A 16,749-nucleotide genomic window follows, 5' to 3' on the forward strand; every position below is an offset into this window, starting at 1 on the left:
TGTTCATTCACAGGAGTTGACCGCATGTCATCCAACGCCCCGGCCCGCATCGCCCTTGTTATGGGTTCCAGAAGTGACTGGGCCACCATGCAGTTCGCCGCTGAAATCCTCTCCAGCCTGGACGTTCCTTTTCATGTTGAAGTCGTCTCTGCGCACCGCACCCCGGATAAACTGTTCAGCTTCGCCGAAACGGCAGCCGAAAACGGTTTTCAGGTGATTATTGCTGGCGCAGGTGGCGCGGCACACCTGCCGGGAATGCTGGCGGCCAAAACCCTGGTACCGGTGCTGGGTGTGCCGGTGCAGAGCGCTGCGCTGAGCGGCCTGGATAGCCTCTATTCGATTGTGCAGATGCCTCGCGGTATTCCGGTCGGGACGCTGGCGATTGGCAAGGCGGGCGCTGCCAATGCCGCGCTGCTGGCGGCGCAGATTCTGGCGCTGCATGACAGTGCGCTGGCGTCACGTCTGACTACCTGGCGTCAGAGCCAGACTGATGAGGTGCTGAACCATCCTGATCCGCGGGTGGATGCATGAAGCCGGTTTGCGTACTGGGTAACGGCCAGCTAGGTCGTATGCTGCGTCAGGCGGGTGAGCCACTGGGCATCGCGGTGTATCCGGTGGGTCTGGATGCCGATCCTGCTGCCCTGCCTATCGCCGATAGCGTGATCACCGCCGAAATCGAACGCTGGCCCGAGACCGCGCTGACGCGCGAACTGGCGAGCCATCCGGCCTTTGTTAACCGTGATATTTTTCCACGTCTGGCCGATCGTCTGACGCAGAAACAGCTGCTGGATCAGCTGGGGCTTGCCACCGCGCCGTGGCAGTTACTGGCCGATAAAAGTGAATGGCCAGCGGTGTTTGACTCTCTGGGCGAGCTGGCGATTGTGAAAAGCCGCACCGGCGGTTACGACGGGCGGGGTCAGTGGCGTCTGCGCGCTGATGAAACGCACCAGTTGCCGGATGCGTGCTACGGCGAATGTATCGTTGAGCAGGGCATCAACTTTTCCGGTGAGATGTCACTGGTGGGTGGGCGCGGTCACGATGGCTCGGTTGTGTTCTATCCGCTGACGCATAACCTGCATCAGGACGGCATTCTGCGCACCAGCGTGGCGTTTCCGCAGGCGGATCCGGCACAGCAGCAGCAGGCTGAAGCGATGCTGAGCGCGATCATGCAGGAACTGAACTACGTCGGCGTAATGGCGATGGAGTGTTTCGTTACGCCAGCCGGACTGCTGATCAATGAGCTGGCGCCGCGCGTGCACAACAGTGGGCACTGGACGCAGAACGGTGCGTCGATCAGCCAGTTTGAGCTGCATCTGCGCGCCATTCTTGGCCTGGCCTTGCCACAGCCGGTGGTGTTTGCGCCGTCGGTGATGGTTAATCTGATTGGTACTGACGTGAATCTCCACTGGCTGCAACAGCCGCTGGTGCATCTGCACTGGTATGACAAAGAGGTGCGTCCGGGTCGTAAAGTAGGCCACCTCAATCTCACCGACAGCAATGCAGAGCGGCTGAAAGCGGCGCTGAATGCGCTGGTGCCTCAGCTGCCGGAAGAGTACGCCAGCGGCATCGCCTGGGCCGTTGAAAAGCTGTAGTTTCCCGCTACCCGCTTGCGGGTTCTGGGAACGTTCCGGATAAAGGTCAAAGGCGGCCTCATGCCGCCTTAGCCAGCCCTGCCTTATGCCGCATCAAACTTCCTGAACAGCGCCTTCCCTTTCAGTAACCGGATTCCCAGCCAGCCGCCGCACAGCGATAGCAGCAATGCGCCACACAGGGGCAGCGCCAGCCATAAAGTCCAGTCAGGCTGCCATGGGAAGTCGAAAATCTTTGTCTGTAATCCCCATAGCGCCGCTTCTGCCCCCATCGCGGCCGCCACGCCAGAGACCACGCCGAGCAGCGCAAATTCGCACCATAGCGTTGTGCGCAGGAGACGTTTCCCCGCACCCAGCGTGCGATAGACCACCAGCTCCTGCCGACGCTGTCGCATCCCGACCTGAATCTGCGCCAGCAGCAGTAACACACCACAGGCGGTAACCAGCACTACCATGATCTCCAGCGCCTGGCTGACCTGCGTCAAGACCTGACCGATCTGCCGCATAATGCTGCCGATATCCAGCAGACTCAGCGCCGGAAAAGCTCGGTTCAGCTGCGCCAGCAGAACCGGATTCGCCTCCATGCGGAAGCTGGTAAGCCAGGTCTGCGGCTGGCTGTCGAGCGCGCCCGGCGGGAAGATAAAGAAGAAGTTCGGCTTGAGGCTTTCCCAGTCTACTTTACGAAGACTGGTGATACGGGCGCTGAACGTCTGCGTATCGCCGTCGAACGTTAAGGTATCGCCGAGCTTCAGCCCCAGCCGATCCGCCAGTTCCACCTCCATCGATACTTCACCCGCTTTTGGCGGCCAGTTGCCAGCCACCAGTGGATTGTGATCCGGACGATCGGCAAGCGCCGTCAGATTGAGCTCGCGGTTCAGGGCATTATCCAGTTTTGGATCGGCCGGTTTGCCGTTGAGTTCACTGAGCCGCACCCGCGCAATCGGATAAAAAGTTTCAGGTTTAATCTGGTGTGCTTGCAGGAAGTCCCGCACCTGCGGCACCTGATCCGCCGTCATGTTCAGCAGGAAGAAGTTCGGGCTATCTGCCGGTAACTGCTGCTGCCAGCGATCCAGCAGATCGCCACGCATCACCAGCAGCAGCGCCAGCAGCATAAACGACAGTGAAAAAGCCGCCAGCTGACTCAGTGTCATGCCGGGCTGGCGCAACAGCCGGTTGATCGCCAGTCGCAGCGCCAGATTGCGCACCACCAGCCGGCGCAGCAGGAGCAAGGTTCCCCAGCCGAGTAACGCCAGTAATCCCGCCAGCACCACGACACCTGCAAGCAGCGCCCAGAGCATTTTGCTGCCGCCGACCAGCAGGGCTAACAGCGTTACCACGACGGCGATCATCACCGGGATATAAAATTTCAATGGCCAGAGATTCGCCACCGCATCACGCCGTAACACCCGCAGAGGTTGGGTTGCCAGCAGCAGACGATAGGGGCGCAGACCCACCAGCAGCGAAATCACAAACAGCGACCCTACTGCCCAGATCCACGGCCAGACGCTGGCCGCCGGTAAGCTGGCAGGCAGCACCGGCTTCAGCATCGTCATCAGGATCGCTTCCACGCCCTGTCCCACCACGCCACCGGCAATCGCTGCCAGCAGTAGCACCGCCAGCCACTGCCCGATGATCAACCGCTGCAACGCGCCATGCGTTGCGCCCAGGGTTTTCAGCACTGCCACCAGATCGTAACGGCTGCGGCAGTAGTGACTCATGGCGACCGCTACGGCCGCAATCGCCAGCATCAGCGTCAGCAAGGCCGAGAGCAGGAGAAACTGCTGCGCGCGCTGCATCGAACGGCCCAGCGCATCGTCCGAGTTATCCACGCTGATCCAGCGCTGGTCGGCCTTCAGCTGCGGTTCAATCCAGCGGTCGTAGCTGGCCAGCTGATCGGGATTACCGGAGAACTTATAGCGCCAGGTAATGCGACTACCGGGCTGAATCGCACCGGTTTTTGCCGCATCCGCCAGGTTAATCAACAGACGCGGCGCCATCTCGAACGGGTTAAAGCCGCCATCCGGCTCCTGGATGACCTCGCCGCTGATGCGCAGCCGGGTATCCCCCACGTCCAGCATGTCACCCACTTTCAGATTCAGCAGCGCCATCAGGCGCGGTGCCACCAGCGCGGTGCCCGCCTGTGGCCGCAGGCCTGGCGGCTGCGTCTGCAGCGTGCCAAACATCGGGTAGCGGTCATCTACTGCTTTGACTGAGGCAAGCTGCGGTGACTGGTCGGCAAAGGTCATGGTCATAAAAGTCAGCTGACGACTGACCGTCAGACCGCTTTCCCTCGCCTTTTCCAGCCAGGCTTCTGGTGCAGCATCCGTGCTGCGCAGCGTGCGGTCACCCGCCATAAAATCACGGCTCTGCTGATTCAGCCCCTTTTCCATGCGATCGCTGATCGACCCCAGCGCCAGTACGCAGGCTACCGCCAGCGTCAGGGCCAGCCAGACAATCAGCAGCGAGGGCGAGCGCCATTCGCGCCAGAACCAGCGCCAGATCATTGCTCCTCCCACAATTTTCCGTCGCGCAGCCGCAATCGACGATCGCAGCGCGCCGCCAGTTGCTCATCATGCGTCACCAGAATCAGCGTGGTGCCAAAGTCGCGATTAAGAGAAAACAACAGGTCGGCTATGCGGTCACCGGTTTTGCGATCGAGGTTACCGGTCGGCTCATCGGCAAATAACAGGCCTGGACGACCACTGAAGGCGCGGGCCAGCGCGACACGCTGCTGCTCGCCGCCTGACAATTGGGCGGGCAGATGATGCAGACGTTCACCCAATCCGAGCAGCGTCAGCAGTTCACGTGCCTGTTCGCGGCTCTGGCGATCACTGTCGCCGCGCAGCAGCGATGGCAACTGCACGTTTTCCTGTGCATTCAGCGTCGGCACCAGCATAAATGACTGAAATACAAAACCAATCTGCCGGGCCCGCAGGGCCGCGCGCTGCTCTTCATTCATCTGGTGCAGCGGTTGCCCCAGCAGATGAACTTCACCGCTACTGCCATCGTCCAGCCCGGCCAGAATGCCCAGCAGGGTTGACTTGCCGGAGCCGGACTCGCCAATCAGTGCAATGGTCTCGGCTGGTTTGACAACCAACTCAACTCCGGTAAGGATGGTTAACTGATGCTCTCCCTGACCGACGGACTTAGTAAGATGATGAACTTCAACAATGTTTTCCGCTGGCATTATCCCTTCCTGTTATTAATGCTTCTGCTGGTATCACGTCTTGCTGCTGCAGATACCCTGATGGTGCTGGGCGACAGCCTGAGTGCGGGCTATCGCATGTCTGCCACGGCGGCCTGGCCCAGCCTGCTCAATAAGCAGTGGGAGCAGAAACCGAAAGTGGTCAACGCCAGTATCAGCGGCGATACTGCCGCACAGGGACTGGCGCGTCTGCCTGCGCTATTAAAACAGCATCAGCCGCAATGGGTGTTAATCGAACTGGGCGGTAACGATGGTCTGCGCGGTTTCCCGCCCGACGCTATCGCGCAGAATCTGAGTAAAGTGATCGACGACGTCAAAGCCGCCAATGCGAAGCCGCTGCTGATGCAGATCCGCCTGCCCGCCAACTATGGCCGCCGCTACACCGAGGCGTTCAGCGGCATCTATCCTGGACTCGCCCAACAGCATGACATCCCTCTGGTGCCCTTTTTCATGGAGCAGGTCTATCTGAAACCCGAGTGGATGCAGCAGGATGGTATTCATCCCAATCCTGATGCCCAGCCGTTTATCGCCGGGTTGATGGCAAAAGAACTGGCCCCCTTAGTTAAGCAGCCGTAGCGCGCCTGGATGCGCAAATAGGGTAAAGAAATGCAAAAAACCATTCTGATTACAGGTTGTTCAAGCGGTATTGGCCTGGTGGCCGCGCACGATTTGCTGGCGCGGGGCTACCGGGTGATCGCCGCCTGCCGCAAAGCCGACGATGTCGCGCGTATGAACACGCTGGGCTTTAAGGGGTTGCAGCTCGACCTCGACGATCCACAGAGCGTGGATGAGGCTGCCGACGCGGTGCTCGCGCTTTGCGATAACCGTCTGGCGGCGCTGTTCAACAACGCCGGTTTTGGGCTTTACGGCCCGCTGCACACCCTCTCCCGTCAACAGCTGGAGCGGCAGTTTTCCAGTAACTTTTTCGGCGTTCATCAACTGACGCTGCGGCTGTTACCCGCGTTGCAGGCCAGCGGCGATGGCCGCATTGTGAACACCAGTTCGGTGCTGGGACTGATCTCCACGCCAGGCCGGGGAGCCTATGCCGCCAGTAAATATGCGCTGGAAGCCTGGAGCGATGCGCTGCGGCTTGAAGTACGCAGCCGCGGCATCCGGGTCAGCCTGATCGAGCCAGGCCCGATTGAAACCCGCTTTACTGACAATGTGGCGCAGGGCGAACAGCATAACCCGGTGCGTAACCCTGGCATCGCGGCTCGCTTTACCCTGCCAGCGGAAGCCATTCTGCCTAAACTTCGTCATGCACTCGAGAGTAAACATCCGCGTTTACGCTATCCAGTGACACTGATCGCACACGTGATGAGCCTGCTTAAACGGTTGCTGCCAGGCTGGATGCTGGATCGCATTTTGCGCAGCCATCAATAAGCCATGTGCAATAGCGCTTGAAGCCGTGCCAGTTGGCCCCATATTCTTAGAACACTTTTTGCAAAGAGACTTATCCATGTCACCACAAGCTTCTATCATCGACATCAACGAATCTAACCTGCAGCAGACCCTTGAGCAGTCGATGCAGCTGCCGGTGCTGTTCTACTTCTGGTCTGAGCGCAGCCAGCACTGTCAGGAGCTGACGCCAGTGCTGGAGCGCCTGGCGCAGGAGTATGCGGGTCAGTTTATTCTCGCAAAACTGGATTGCGACAAAGAGCAACGGGTCGCGTCACAGTTTGGTCTGCGTTCAATTCCAACCGTCTACCTGTTCCAGGATGGTCAGCCGGTTGACGGCTTCCAGGGACCGCAGCCGGAAGACGCGATCCGCGCCCTGCTGGAGAAAGTGCTGCCGCGCGAAGAAGAGCTGAAAGCGCAGCAGGCGATGGCGCTGATGCAGGAAGATAAACCACTGGAAGCGCTGCCGCTGTTAAAAGATGCGTGGCAGCTGAGCAACCAGTCGAGCGAAATTGGTTTCCTGCTGGCGGAGGTGCTGATTACCCTGAACCGCAGCGATGAAGCGGAAGCGGTACTGAAAGTCGTCCCCCTGCAGGATCAGGATACCCGCTATCAGAGCCTGATGGCGCAGATCGATCTGTTGAAACAGGCTGCCGATACGCCGGAGATTCAGCAGCTGCAATCCGAGCTGGAAGCGGACCCGACTAATGCCGGGCTGGCTGCTAAACTCTCGTTGCAGCTACATCAGGTGGGTCGTAATGAAGAAGCGCTGGAACTGCTGTTCAGCTTCCTGAAATCCGATCTTAATGCCGCTGATGGTCAGGCGCGTAAAATGCTGCAGGAGATTCTGGCAGCACTGGGTACCGGCGATGCACTGGCTGCGCGTTATCGTCGCCAGCTCTATTCCCTGCTGTACTAACCAGCAGCACCCCGGGCCGAAACGACTCGGCCCGTTAATCTGACAATGTGGAGGTTGTATGATAACTGTCATTCCTGCCCTGATTATTCTGGCCCTGGTGGCGGTCTGGGCAACCGTTAAGATCGTGCCACAAGGTTTTCAATGGACGGTTGAGCGTTTTGGCCGTTATACCCGCACCCTGCAGCCAGGATTAAGCCTGGTGGTACCGTTCATGGATCGTGTCGGTCGTAAGATCAATATGATGGAACAGGTACTGGATATTCCCTCGCAGGAGATCATCTCCAAAGACAACGCTAACGTCACCATCGACGCGGTCTGTTTTATTCAGGTCGTTGATCCGGCGCGTGCCGCGTATGAAGTCAGTAATCTTGAGCAGGCGATCCTGAATCTCACCATGACCAATATGCGTACCGTGCTTGGCAGCATGGAGCTGGACGAAATGCTGTCGCAGCGCGACAGCATCAACACTCGTCTGCTGCATATTGTGGATGAAGCGACCAACCCGTGGGGCGTCAAGATCACGCGTATCGAGATTCGCGACGTGCGTCCGCCACAGGAGCTGATCGGCGCAATGAATGCGCAGATGAAAGCCGAGCGAACCAAGCGCGCCGATATTCTGACGGCCGAAGGGGTACGACAGGCGGCTATCCTGCGGGCTGAAGGGGATAAGCAGTCGCAGATCCTCAAAGCGGAAGGTGAACGTACTTCGGCATTTCTGCAGGCAGAGGCGCGTGAACGTCAGGCTGAAGCGGAAGCTAACGCCACTAAAATGGTTTCAGAAGCCATCGCGGCGGGTGACATTCAGGCTATCAACTATTTCGTGGCGCAGAAGTACACCGATGCGCTGCAAAAAATCGGTGAAGGCAACAACAGCAAAGTGGTGATGATGCCGCTTGAGGCAAGCAGTCTGCTGGGGTCGATTGCGGGTATCGGTGAACTGCTGAAGGAATCACGTCCAGAGTCGAAACGCTGATGCTGGTCGACATTATCGCTCATCCGCACTGGTTCTGGCTGACGCTGGGCGGATTACTGCTGGCCGCAGAGATGCTGGGCACCAGCGGCTATCTGCTGTGGAGCGGGCTGGCGGCAGTCATCGTTGGCCTCATTGAATGGTTTGTGCCGGTGAGCTGGACGGCGCAGGGTTCCCTGTTTGCCGCCATGACGCTGGTCTGCGTCTTTTTGTGGTACCGCTGGATGCGCCATCGTGAAGTGCGTCAGAGACCTAATGCCCTCAATCAGCGCGGAAACCAGATGCTCGGGTTGCAACTGACGCTGGATAGCGCGCTGAATAACCGCACCGGTCACGTGCGTATCGGGGACAGCAGCTGGCGGGTTGAGGCGGATCAGGATCTACCTGCGGGCACGCCCGTCGTCGTGGTCGGTATTGAGGGGATCACCCTGCGTATTCAGCCACGCTGACCGCAGCATCCGGCCAGGTTGTTGATGATGGGACATTCGGCGCTGTCATCACCGGGACAGGCGTCGGCCAGCGCCAGCAGGCGAGCGCGCATGGCGTGAAGTTCTTCTATGTGCGCGGCAATTTCATCGGCTTTCTGCAGGGTACGAGCTTTAACATCAGCACTATGGCGTGACGGATTATTGAACAGCGCCACCAGCTCGCGACACTCATCCAGCGTGAAACCCACCTGCCGCGCCTGACGTAGCAGATTCAGCTCATCAAGATGATGGCCGTTATAGGTGCGGTAACCATTCTCACTGCGCAACGGTGGTGTCACCACCCCCTTTTCTTCGTAAAACCGAATCGCCTTGCTGCTCAGCCCGGTCTTTTTCGCCACATCGCTGATGTTCATTTTCGTCCCCTTGACCTTCCCCTTGATGGAAGGTTTATGCTTAAGCATGAATCGAAACTGGCCAATCGGTCAAATGGGATTACAAGAGGAGTTCATTATGTCACACACCATTTCTCTGGCACTGGACGGCTTGTCCTGCGGCCACTGTGTCAAACGCGTTAAAGAAGCGCTGGAACAGCGCGACGATGTTGTTCAGGCCGAGGTGACTCAACAGGAAGCGCAGGTTTCCGGTCACGCGGATGCCGCTGCGCTGATCGCGACCGTCGAACAGGCGGGCTATCACGCGACGCTGAAAACAGCGGACGCTTCCCCAAAGTCTGAACCGTTGACAGCATCGGAGCCGCCGCCGGAGGCGCTGACAACGGAGACCGCTTCTTATCCGGCAGAAAAAACATTACCCACCCATATGCTGCTGATTGAGGGCATGACCTGCGCCAGTTGCGTGAGTCGGGTGGAAAAAGCGCTGCAGCAGGTCGCGGGTGTCAGTCAGGCGCGGGTCAATCTCGGCGAACGCAGTGCGCTGGTAATGGGCGATACTGATCCGCAGCAACTGGTTGCTGCCGTCGATGCCGCCGGTTACGGCGCGCAAGTGGTAGATGACGAGCAGGAGCGACGTGAGAAGCAACAGCTCAGCGCCCACAGCGCGATGCGGCGTTTCAGCTGGCAGGCGGCTGTCGCCTTAGTATTTGGCGTGCCGCTGATGATCTGGGGCATGGTGGGCGACAACATGATGCTCACCGATCACAATCACACCACATGGCTGACGCTGGGCATCGTAACGCTGCTGATCATGATCGTGACCGGCAACCATTTTTATCGCAGTGCCTGGCGCAGTCTGCGCAATGGCAGCGCCACCATGGATACGCTGGTGGCACTCGGCACAGGCGCGGCCTGGATCTACTCCTTTAGCGTGGTGCTGTGGCCCGACTTCTTCCCGCCGCAGGCACGCCACCTCTATTTCGAAGCCAGCGTCATGATCCTGGGATTGATCAATCTGGGACATGCGCTGGAACAGCGGGCGCGTCAGCGATCATCTAAGGCGCTGGAACGACTGCTTGATCTGACGCCAGCCCAGGCGCGGCTCGTCGATCAACAGGGCGACCGGCTGATCCCAGTCAGCGAAGTTCAGCCTGGCATGACGCTGCGTCTGGTCACCGGCGATCGGGTCCCGGTCGATGGTGAAATCGCCGCGGGTGACGCGTGGTTTGATGAAGCGATGCTGACCGGTGAAGCCGTGCCGCAAAGCAAAAGTCCGGGTGCGGCGATCTTTGCCGGAACCCTGGTGCAGGACGGCTCGGTAGAATTTATCGCCCGGGCGACCGGGAATCACACCACCCTGTCGCGCATTATCCGGCTGGTACGTCAGGCGCAAAGCAGCAAACCCGATGTGGGCCGTCTGGCCGATCGCATCTCCGCCGTTTTTGTCCCGGTGGTGGTGTTGATTGCGCTGCTCAGCGGCGCAGTATGGTATCTGTTCGGACCGCAGCCTCAGATTGCTTACATGCTGGTGATCGCAACAACTGTCCTGATTATTGCCTGCCCCTGTGCGCTGGGCCTGGCGACGCCGATGTCGATTATTGCCGGTGTTGGCCGCGCCGCCGAGCTGGGCGTGCTGGTGCGCGACGCCGATGCCTTACAGCGCGCCAGCCAGATAGATACCCTGGTGTTTGATAAAACCGGCACCCTGACAGCCGGCAAGCCACAGGTCAGTGAAGTGCTGGTCTGGGGTGAGGCCAGCCGTGAGTCCGTGTTAGCGACCGCTGCCGCACTGGAGTTCGCCTCAGGTCATCCGCTGGCGAAAGCGATTGTCGCCGAGGCGAAACTGACACAACCGCCTCTGTTAGCGCAATTTCGTACAATACGCGGTAAAGGGGTCAGCGGTAATCTGGCTAACAGAACACTGCTGCTGGGTAACGCTGCGCTGTTACAGGACAACGGTGTCGATTATCAGGCGGCAGAAGCAGAGATTGCGCGCCTGACACAACAGGGTGCAACACCCGTGTTGCTGGCTGAACAGGGCCAGTTAACCGGCCTGATTGCGCTGCGCGATCAGCTACGACCGGAAAGCGACGCAGCCCTGAAGCGGCTGCATCAGCAGGGCTATCGTCTGATTATGCTGACCGGCGATCATGAAAATACCGCACGCGCTATTGCTGCCGAGGTCGGTATTGATGAAGTTATTGCGGGCGTGCTACCGGAAGGCAAAGCGGCCGCCATCGAACAGTTACAGCAGCAGGGCCGCCGCGTCGCGATGGTCGGTGATGGCATTAATGACGCGCCCGCTCTGGCACAGGCCGATGTGGGCATTGCTATGGGGGGCGGCAGCGATGTGGCAGTAGAAACCGCGGGTATTACGTTGATGCGCGCCGACCTCAACAGTGTGGCGGATGCGCTGGCACTTTCTTCCGCGACGCTGCGCAATATCCGACAGAATCTGTTTGGGGCATTTATCTATAACAGCATCGGCATTCCGGTGGCCGCAGGTGTGCTCTATCCGCTGACCGGTACCCTGCTCAGCCCGATTGTGGCCGGTGCCGCAATGGCGCTGTCATCCATTACCGTGGTCAGCAATGCTAACCGCCTGCTGCGTTACCGGCCGCCGCGCCAGTAATCGCCGTTTCAGCGCTGTTTTTCACTCTCTGAAGTCGCTAGCATGGGGTTTTGAATCGCAAAGGACCGGGAATGACAGGCAACGTTTGGCGCTCACTGCGCGGCTTTATGAGCCAACTTTTTCCCGCCAGTTACCGCTGGCCTGCGATGGATGTCAGGCTTGGCGATCGTCAGCTACATCTGGTAGGTAGCATTCACATGGGAACGCGCGATATGCAGCCGTTGCCTGCCCGTCTGCTGCGACAGTTGCAGCAGGCGGATGCGCTGATTGTGGAAGCCGATATTACGCAGGGTGGCTCGCCCTTTGATCACCGTGGCGATCGCCCTGCGCTCGCTACCCGGCTTGAGAGCAGCGCGATGCAAACGCTCACCGCGCTGTGTCAGGAGATGAGTCTCAACCTGAGCCTGTTTGATAACCTGCCCGCCTGGCAGGTGGCGCTGATGTTACAGGCACAGCAGGCGCAACGGCTGGGATTGCGGCCTGACTACGGCATTGATTATCAGCTGTTGCAGGCAGCAAAAGGCTTTAATAAACCGGTGATTGAACTGGAAGGCGCGGATGCACAAATCGCCCTGCTGACGGCGCTGCCGGATGACGGCATGGCACTGTTACAGGATACGCTGCTGCACTGGCATACGAATGCACGACTGCTGCAAATGATGGTGAGCTGGTGGCTCGATACACCGCCACGTCAGCCGGAAATTACCCTGCCCGCCACCTTCAGTCAGGCGCTGAATGATACGTTGATCGGTCAGCGTAATGCGCAATGGCGTAGCAGGCTGCAGGAATTAGCGGCGGGAAACTATGTGGTCGCGGTCGGTGCGTTGCATCTTTACGGCGAAGATAATCTGCCTGAGATGCTGAAGAAGCCCTGAAAAAAAGAGAGCCGATAATGTTATCGGCCCGTCAAAGAGGAATTTGTTTATGATTTTGGTTATCGCTCAGCAATCGGGTTGCTGGCGCGCGGCTAATTCTCACTCAAAGAACAAATTTTCGCCACCTTTTTCCACGATTGTGCTTAATAAGATTTTTCTTAGTAAGGAACCTGTATGACGCCCGCCGTAAAATTGCTGGAAAAACAAAAAGTCAGCTTCATCCTGCATCCCTATGAGCATGACAGCAACGAAACCCATTTTGGTGACGAAGCGGTTCGTAAACTCAATCTGGATGCGCGCCAGGTCTATAAAACGCTGCTGGTAGCGCTGAATGGTGAGGCGAAACAGCTGGCGGTGGCGATTACGCCCGTATCAACGCAGCTGGATCTCAGGAAGGTGGCAAAAGTGCTGGGTGCGAAGAAAGCGGATATGGCTGACCCGCAGCTGGCGCAGCGGGTCACGGGTTATCTGGTGGGCGGTATCAGTCCGCTGGGACAAAAAAAACGGCTGCCCACGGTGATTGACCACTCAGCCAGCACGTTTGACGCCATGTTTATCTCAGGCGGCAAGCGGGGACTGGATATCGAACTGGCTCCACAGGATCTTTCACGACTGCTGGACGCCCCGTTTGCAGATATCGCCCGCCACGACTAAACCCGTGGCTGTGCACAAAGCTGATCGATCATCCAGCGACCTGCCGGGCCGGGCGGTGTGCGTCGCGACCAGACTACCTCAACAGCGATATGCTGCGGCCAGCCCGGCATCGACAACTCTTTCAGGACGTCATGTCCAAACTGCTTCACCAGCCAGCGCGGCAGAACAGTCCAGCCAAACCCCTGCTCCGCCATCTCCAGCAGCAGTAAATAGGTGGGCGCCGACCAGATGCGTCCCATTGGCGTGGGTTCAGAGGCCTCAACCCAGGTGTTTAATCGCAGGTGACGAACCCCTTCCAGTTCGCTTTCGCTAACGGTATTAAGCTGTGCCAGTGGATGATCGCGATGTAAAAAGACGGCCATCTGCGCTTCCACCTGCAGCCTTGCCACCGCGATATCCACCGGCAGATTAGGTTGTGCCCGCACTACGCCCAGATGAACCCGCCCGGCCTGCAGCAGATCCAGCACATCGCCATCTTCGGCAATCATGACTTCCAGTTCAATCTCCGGATAACGGGCATCAAATTGCCTGAGCAGATGTTCGTGATGATCGGTTTGCCAGAAATCGGACATGGCAAAACTCAGCCGGGGCTCAACGCCCTGCGACAGACGTATCGCCAGCGCATCCAGCCGCTCACTGGCGGCGAGGATTTGCTGAACCTGAGGAATTACGCGGCGTCCCTGCTCGGTCAGAATGGGTTGACGACCGGCGCGATCAAAGAGCACGAAACCGAGATCGTCTTCTAAATTTGCCACTGCCGCGCTGATGGTGGACTGACTTTTACCCAGCGCGCGCGCAGCCGCAGAGAAAGAACCGCTCGCCACGGTCTGCATAAAAGCCTCAAGGGATTCCGGGGAGTAACGCATCTGAACCATCGCTTTTTTCGATAGGTGTTCATTTTATCTTAGCATTCTGACGTGTGAGAATGCGCCGCATTATTCAAGGAGAATTAACAATGCGTACCCGCTCAATTAAAGAACGTATTCTTCATGCTGTCTGCTTTGAAACGCTGGCGATTCTGACCGTTTCGCCGCTGGCGGCATGGGTGATGGATAAGCCGCTGTTTCAGATGGGATCGCTGGCGATTATGCTCTCAACGGTCGCGATGCTATGGAACATGATTTATAACAGCGGATTTGACAGGCTCTATGCGCCGGGCCAGAAACGCGGACCCGGCGTGCGTGTGTTACATGCGCTGGGTTTTGAAGGCGGGTTTATCCTGATTGGTCTGCCGATTGCGGCCTGGATGCTGGATATTTCTCTGGGTCAGGCGTTGCTGGTAGAAGTGGCCTTTTTCCTCTTCTTCCTGCCCTACACCATGGCCTACAACTGGGTATGGGACAAACTGCGCGAGCGCTGGATTAGACGTCACTCCTGCCAGGCGTAAGAAAAAAGGGAGGCGCAAGCGCCTCCCGTTAAGCTCAATGCGTACGGGCTGTTTCATTCCCCCACGGCCAGATCCACGCCAGAATCATTTTTGGATAGTTACGCTTCCGCGCTTTTTCCGCTGCTTCATCCCGTGCCCGAATCTGCTCATCGGTCAGGTGCACAATCTGCTCTTTTGGCTGATAATCGCTGGCCTTCACCGGCGAATGCGCCTTGATCCAGTCACGCAGCACCTGCGCATCCACAGCTCCGCTGTTGACATACCCGGCATGATTATCCAGACGCGGATAACCGTCGCCACCCGCCGCATTGAAGCTGTTGGTCGCCAGGCGATAACTCTGCGTGTCCTGCAGCGGTTTACCGTTAATGCTGACGTCGCTGACCTGCTTACCGTCGGCGGTCAGGCTGATACCGGCAAACTGGGCGTAGCCGCCTGAGTCAGGCTGAATATTGGCCACGACATCCAGATATTTTTTGATCTCCGCACCGGTCAGAGTGACCGAGACCACCTGGTTGCCAAACGGCTGAACCTGAAGCAGGTCACGCCAGCTCAGCTTGCCCGCTTTCAGCGAGGTGCGAATACCGCCACCGCTCATTACCGCAAAGTCTGCTTTGGTGTGCGCCATCTGAGCGCGGAGAATCAGCTGGCCAAGATTCGTCTGCTCAAAACGAACCTGCTCTTTTTCACCGCTGAAGTTGCCCTCAGCGCTGCCGACATTCACGGTTAATTTCGCCTCGGCCCGTTTCTGGAACGGCATCAGCAGTTTCATCATGGCGGTGTTTTTCGGGATCTCTTCCTGCCAGGTCAGCCAGGTTTCGCTGCCGTCCGCATTCTTTATCTGGTGTTTAAGGTTAACCGGCACCAGCTGATAAGCCTCCAGCGTCACCTGACCATTGCGGAAGGTGAAGTCACCGCGGCCAACATATTTGCCCCACTTGTCGGCCTGCATAATCCAGATCCCGTTCTGCTGATCGGGTTTGCACGGCTGGCCAGGTTGATAATTTTTAACGCTGACGTTCGCTTTCTCCATGCAAACCGCGTCATGCGAATGACCGCCGACAATCAGATCGAGGGTGCCAGCAGGCAGGCTTCGCGCCAGAGTGACATCATCAATGCCGTTGCTGCCATGCTTACCGTTGTCATAGTGGCCAAGATGTGTCAGCGCGACAACCACGTCCGGCTTTTCGGTGGCGCGCAGTTCGGCCACCGCCTTCTCCGTCTCCGCAATCGGATCGCGGAACTCGGTATCTGTCAGTCCGGCCGGATTAGCCAGTTTTGCGGTGTCCGGAGTGATCAGCCCGACTACGGCGATTTTCAGTCCGAGACGGTTGAATACCGCCCAGGGTTTGAACATGCGCTTACCGGTACTTTTCTGGTAAACGTTGGCGGCCAGCAGCGGGAAGCGCGCCCACTTCTCCTGCTTGCGAAGGACTGTGATTGGCTTGTCGAACTCATGATTGCCCAGCGCCATCGCATCGTAACCAATCAGGTTCATCGCACGAAAATCGGGTTCAGCGTCCAGCTCGTCGGACTCCGGCACGCCCGTATTCACATCACCGGCAGAGAGGATCAATGCGCCACCGCCGTGGGACTGCACATCGTAGCGCAGGGTATCCATCAGGGTTTTCTGCGCGGCCAGACCATATTCCCCCTGTTCATTAAACCAGAAGTGACCATGCTCATCGTTGGTGTGCAGTAAACTGAAACGATAGGTGTGATCGGCCTGGGCGGCCTGTGAAAACAGCGGCATCAGGGCCACCAGTAGCGTCACGCCCACCCCTGTCCATTTAGATAACAACACTGTGATTCTCCTTAAATTACCGTCTGGCCCGATTTTCTGCCGCATTGCCCCACTGTGTCGCATATTCCTCCGGCGAACTCAAGGCCAATGCACACTCACGTGCCTGACGATGCCTTTTTTTTACCCTGGTCCACCTTTACTAAGCGTGACAGTGTCTGCGAGGAGGTGACACCACGGTGCCCGATTCTGCGAATCCGGCAGAGACAGGCTGTAAACTACGTTGTTAAACCGTTGTTTACGCCTGCAAAAGTGCCGCTGATGGGCTTTAACCACTCTGTGTGCGTATTTAACCCTTATTCGTGCCACACCAGCGTCATTCAGAACGTATAAATTTTATTGAGTCGGGCCGGTTTAAAGCGTCAAATCAGCCAATATTATGGATAACGAATAAAAATACCCTTTCGATTGCGTATTTGGCTTTTTTACGTGGTTTTTTTGGGTATTCCCGCAAATTGCTCAGCGAAAGAATAGATTTTGTTTTAAACTCATTTGTTACAAG

Annotated in this window: 16 protein-coding genes; 11 read left to right on the forward strand and 5 right to left on the reverse strand. The window is 57.9% G+C overall.

The genetic code is table 11. From position 1 onward, the window contains the following. Positions 1-24 precede the first annotated feature (24 nt). On the forward strand, positions 25-531 hold the full coding sequence (gene purE / locus ACR8BF_RS14155) for a 5-(carboxyamino)imidazole ribonucleotide mutase (RefSeq protein WP_179896637.1): 507 nt from the start codon (positions 25-27) through the stop codon (positions 529-531). Beyond that, the gene (gene purK / locus ACR8BF_RS14160) at positions 528-1,592 is read left to right on the forward strand and encodes a 5-(carboxyamino)imidazole ribonucleotide synthase (RefSeq protein WP_434745156.1); all 1,065 of its coding nucleotides are present in this window, start codon (positions 528-530) and stop codon (positions 1,590-1,592) included. Before purE ends, purK begins: the two co-directional genes overlap by 4 nt. 83 nt (positions 1,593-1,675) lie before the next feature. On the opposite strand, the gene ybbP is transcribed toward purK, so the two are convergent. Both ybbP and ybbA read right to left on the reverse strand, forming a co-directional pair. Beyond that, a complete protein-coding gene (ybbP, locus tag ACR8BF_RS14165) occupies positions 1,676-4,093 on the reverse strand; it encodes a putative ABC transporter permease subunit YbbP (RefSeq protein ID WP_434745157.1) in 2,418 nt (805 codons plus the stop codon). Then, a complete protein-coding gene (ybbA, locus tag ACR8BF_RS14170) occupies positions 4,090-4,776 on the reverse strand; it encodes a putative ABC transporter ATP-binding protein YbbA (RefSeq protein WP_179896643.1) in 687 nt (228 codons plus the stop codon). The genes ybbP and ybbA overlap by 4 nt, the downstream gene beginning before the upstream one ends. Here ybbA and tesA point away from each other — a divergent pair. From tesA to ACR8BF_RS14195, 5 genes are all read left to right on the forward strand, one after another. Beyond that, positions 4,744-5,370: a multifunctional acyl-CoA thioesterase I/protease I/lysophospholipase L1 gene (gene tesA, locus ACR8BF_RS14175; protein ID WP_179896645.1), complete on the forward strand. Its 627-nt coding sequence runs from the start codon at positions 4,744-4,746 to the stop codon at positions 5,368-5,370. The genes ybbA and tesA overlap by 33 nt on opposite strands. A gap of 30 nt (positions 5,371-5,400) precedes the next feature. Further along, the gene (locus tag ACR8BF_RS14180; protein WP_313699781.1) at positions 5,401-6,177 is read left to right on the forward strand and encodes an SDR family oxidoreductase; all 777 of its coding nucleotides are present in this window, start codon (positions 5,401-5,403) and stop codon (positions 6,175-6,177) included. A 76-nt stretch (positions 6,178-6,253) separates the two neighbouring features. Continuing rightward, positions 6,254-7,111 (forward strand): thioredoxin family protein, encoded by an 858-nt coding sequence (locus ACR8BF_RS14185; RefSeq protein ID WP_292989771.1) that lies wholly within the window; start codon positions 6,254-6,256, stop codon positions 7,109-7,111. Between the two features lie 58 nt (positions 7,112-7,169). Further along, positions 7,170-8,084, forward strand: a complete 915-nt coding sequence (locus ACR8BF_RS14190) for an SPFH domain-containing protein (RefSeq protein ID WP_090963162.1) — start codon at positions 7,170-7,172, stop codon at positions 8,082-8,084. Next, on the forward strand, positions 8,084-8,530 hold the full coding sequence (locus ACR8BF_RS14195) for an NfeD family protein (RefSeq protein WP_179896652.1): 447 nt from the start codon (positions 8,084-8,086) through the stop codon (positions 8,528-8,530). Before ACR8BF_RS14190 ends, ACR8BF_RS14195 begins: the two co-directional genes overlap by 1 nt. Here ACR8BF_RS14195 and cueR read toward each other — a convergent pair. Continuing rightward, positions 8,518-8,922 (reverse strand): Cu(I)-responsive transcriptional regulator, encoded by a 405-nt coding sequence (gene cueR / locus ACR8BF_RS14200; protein ID WP_179896654.1) that lies wholly within the window; start codon positions 8,920-8,922, stop codon positions 8,518-8,520. The two genes, ACR8BF_RS14195 and cueR, sit on opposite strands and share 13 nt — an antisense overlap. Before the next feature lie 97 nt (positions 8,923-9,019). Between cueR and copA the strand changes: the two genes are divergently transcribed. From copA to ybaK, 3 genes are all read left to right on the forward strand, one after another. Next, the gene (gene copA / locus ACR8BF_RS14205; protein WP_434745158.1) at positions 9,020-11,533 is read left to right on the forward strand and encodes a copper-exporting P-type ATPase CopA; all 2,514 of its coding nucleotides are present in this window, start codon (positions 9,020-9,022) and stop codon (positions 11,531-11,533) included. A 71-nt stretch (positions 11,534-11,604) separates the two neighbouring features. Next, the gene (locus ACR8BF_RS14210) at positions 11,605-12,408 is read left to right on the forward strand and encodes a TraB/GumN family protein (protein WP_179896658.1); all 804 of its coding nucleotides are present in this window, start codon (positions 11,605-11,607) and stop codon (positions 12,406-12,408) included. 174 nt (positions 12,409-12,582) lie between these two features. Beyond that, entirely contained in the window at positions 12,583-13,062 is a 480-nt protein-coding gene (gene ybaK, locus ACR8BF_RS14215; RefSeq protein WP_179896660.1) for a Cys-tRNA(Pro)/Cys-tRNA(Cys) deacylase YbaK, read from the forward strand. Here the strand turns inward: ybaK and ACR8BF_RS14220 are convergent. Beyond that, positions 13,059-13,928: a LysR family transcriptional regulator gene (locus tag ACR8BF_RS14220; RefSeq protein WP_179896662.1), complete on the reverse strand. Its 870-nt coding sequence runs from the start codon at positions 13,926-13,928 to the stop codon at positions 13,059-13,061. The genes ybaK and ACR8BF_RS14220 overlap by 4 nt on opposite strands. Before the next feature lie 89 nt (positions 13,929-14,017). Here ACR8BF_RS14220 and ACR8BF_RS14225 point away from each other — a divergent pair, with 89 nt between their 5' ends. After that, positions 14,018-14,449, forward strand: a complete 432-nt coding sequence (locus ACR8BF_RS14225) for a multidrug/biocide efflux PACE transporter (RefSeq protein WP_179896664.1) — start codon at positions 14,018-14,020, stop codon at positions 14,447-14,449. A 34-nt stretch (positions 14,450-14,483) separates the two neighbouring features. Here ACR8BF_RS14225 and ushA read toward each other — a convergent pair whose 3' ends face one another. Continuing rightward, positions 14,484-16,199 carry a bifunctional UDP-sugar hydrolase/5'-nucleotidase UshA gene (gene ushA / locus ACR8BF_RS14230; RefSeq protein WP_218928150.1) on the reverse strand — a complete coding sequence of 572 codons (1,716 nt, stop codon included), beginning with the start codon at positions 16,197-16,199 and terminating at the stop codon, positions 14,484-14,486. Positions 16,200-16,749 lie beyond the last annotated feature (550 nt).

The sequence above is a fragment of the Candidatus Pantoea rara genome (genome assembly GCF_051136265.1).
GTDB lineage: Bacteria > Pseudomonadota > Gammaproteobacteria > Enterobacterales > Enterobacteriaceae > Pantoea > Pantoea rara.

What these genes read in the sequence shown, in the direction of transcription:
- purE (WP_179896637.1), top strand. Translation starts at nt 25, where the DNA reads ATGTCATCCAACGCCCCGGCCCGCATCGCCCTTGTTATGGGTTCCAGA.
- purK (WP_434745156.1), top strand. Translation starts at nt 528, where the DNA reads ATGAAGCCGGTTTGCGTACTGGGTAACGGCCAGCTAGGTCGTATGCTG.
- ybbP (WP_434745157.1), bottom strand. Translation starts at nt 4,093, where the DNA reads ATGATCTGGCGCTGGTTCTGGCGCGAATGGCGCTCGCCCTCGCTGCTG.
- tesA (WP_179896645.1), top strand. Translation starts at nt 4,744, where the DNA reads ATGATGAACTTCAACAATGTTTTCCGCTGGCATTATCCCTTCCTGTTA.
- ybbA (WP_179896643.1), bottom strand. Translation starts at nt 4,776, where the DNA reads ATGCCAGCGGAAAACATTGTTGAAGTTCATCATCTTACTAAGTCCGTC.
- ACR8BF_RS14180 (WP_313699781.1), top strand. Translation starts at nt 5,401, where the DNA reads ATGCAAAAAACCATTCTGATTACAGGTTGTTCAAGCGGTATTGGCCTG.
- ACR8BF_RS14185 (WP_292989771.1), top strand. Translation starts at nt 6,254, where the DNA reads ATGTCACCACAAGCTTCTATCATCGACATCAACGAATCTAACCTGCAG.
- ACR8BF_RS14190 (WP_090963162.1), top strand. Translation starts at nt 7,170, where the DNA reads ATGATAACTGTCATTCCTGCCCTGATTATTCTGGCCCTGGTGGCGGTC.
- ACR8BF_RS14195 (WP_179896652.1), top strand. Translation starts at nt 8,084, where the DNA reads ATGCTGGTCGACATTATCGCTCATCCGCACTGGTTCTGGCTGACGCTG.
- cueR (WP_179896654.1), bottom strand. Translation starts at nt 8,922, where the DNA reads ATGAACATCAGCGATGTGGCGAAAAAGACCGGGCTGAGCAGCAAGGCG.
- copA (WP_434745158.1), top strand. Translation starts at nt 9,020, where the DNA reads ATGTCACACACCATTTCTCTGGCACTGGACGGCTTGTCCTGCGGCCAC.
- ACR8BF_RS14210 (WP_179896658.1), top strand. Translation starts at nt 11,605, where the DNA reads ATGACAGGCAACGTTTGGCGCTCACTGCGCGGCTTTATGAGCCAACTT.
- ybaK (WP_179896660.1), top strand. Translation starts at nt 12,583, where the DNA reads ATGACGCCCGCCGTAAAATTGCTGGAAAAACAAAAAGTCAGCTTCATC.
- ACR8BF_RS14220 (WP_179896662.1), bottom strand. Translation starts at nt 13,928, where the DNA reads ATGCGTTACTCCCCGGAATCCCTTGAGGCTTTTATGCAGACCGTGGCG.
- ACR8BF_RS14225 (WP_179896664.1), top strand. Translation starts at nt 14,018, where the DNA reads ATGCGTACCCGCTCAATTAAAGAACGTATTCTTCATGCTGTCTGCTTT.
- ushA (WP_218928150.1), bottom strand. Translation starts at nt 16,199, where the DNA reads ATGCCGCTGTTTTCACAGGCCGCCCAGGCCGATCACACCTATCGTTTC.